Annotated in this window: 2 protein-coding genes; both read left to right on the top strand. The window is 72.2% G+C overall.

The window, feature by feature from the left end; genetic code table 11:
* Nucleotides 1–419 (top strand): arabinofuranosyltransferase (locus G6028_RS14615; RefSeq protein ID WP_182659308.1); only part of this gene is annotated, 419 nt, incomplete at its 5' end.
* A gap of 12 nt (nt 420–431) precedes the next feature.
* On the top strand, nt 432–1316 hold an 885-nt coding region (locus tag G6028_RS14610; protein ID WP_338404236.1), incomplete at its 3' end, for an arabinosyltransferase domain-containing protein.

Genomic DNA, 1316 nt, shown 5'->3' with positions numbered 1-1316 from the left:
AGGTCGACAGGGTCATCCTCGAGGCGTTCCCGGGCCGGGAGAAGACCGACCTCGTCGTCGTCAGCACCGCCGACGCCTTCCTGGCCTACCACCCGTACCTGGCCTACCAGGCCGTCACCTCCCACTACGCCAACCCGCTCGGCCGGTACGACGAGCGCAACGAGGCGATGATCGGCTGGGAGGACGCCACCAGCGGCGACGAGCTGTACGCCATGATGAACGCCACCCCGTGGCGGCGCCCGGACGCCGTGGTCGCCCGCCCCTCGGGTTCCGGGTACGCGCTGCGCCTGGCCGAGGACACCTACCCCAACGACCCCAACGTGCGCCGGTTCGGCGTCACCATCCCCGCCGAGGCCGTGGAGGGCCCCCACTTCGAGGTCCACGACGTCGGACCGTTCGCCGTGATCGTGGTGCGATGAGGTGACCCCACTGTGACGGCGAGCGGCGGGCGCCCCCTCGGGCTGCACCCGTACCCGGGGATGGACCGCGACCGACGGCTGGCCGTGATCACCGGCTTCCTCGGCGCGTTCCTGGCGATCCTGTCCGGTTTCCTCCCGGTCCACCAGAACACCACCGAGGTGCGCTGGACCGCCGGACCCGACTACGCCTCCGTCACCGCCCCACTGGTCTCCGGGAGACCGCTGGACCTGACCATCACCGCACCGTGTGGCCCGCTGTCGCAGGTTCCCGACGACACGATCGTGTTCTCGACCCTGCCCGAGGGCGCACCCGGTCGGATCTCCGACGGCCTCGTGGTCCAGCGCTCGGCCGACGCCGCGGGGGACCCCGCCATCGAGGTGGCGGTCCGCAACACCACCCTGCTCTCGGTCCCCCTGTCCACCCTCCGGGACCCGGCCTGCGAGTCGCTGCGGGTCCGGGCCGAGGTCGGGGTGCTGGTGGCCGAGCTCACCGGCCTGTCCGAGGACGGGGACCGGGGCGGGGACGACGACGAGAACGGGCAGGACCCGGTCAGCGCGGCCGTCCCGGGAACCATGCGACCGCAGGTGACAGGGGTGTTCACGGACCTCACGCCCACCTCCGCGCCCGAGGGGCTGGGCGGGTCGACGGTGGAGATCACCGTCGACTCCCGTTACTCCTCCAGCCCCACGGTGCTCAAGCTGGCGCTGATGGTGCTGGGGATCCTGGCGACCCTCGCCTCGGTGGTGTTCCTGCACCGCCTCGACGGGATCGACGGACGGTCCGACCGCCGGTTCGTCCCCCGCTCGTGGACCCGGTTGTCGGCGGTGGACGGCGTGGTGGTGGGCGTCCTGGGGTTCTGGCACCTCGTCGGCGCCAACACCTCCGACGACGGCTAC

It is taken from the genome of Dietzia cercidiphylli (assembly GCF_014145145.1).
Classification (GTDB): Bacteria; Actinomycetota; Actinomycetes; order Mycobacteriales; family Mycobacteriaceae; genus Dietzia; species Dietzia natronolimnaea.
This window is presented reverse-complemented; position numbering and strand designations above follow the sequence as displayed.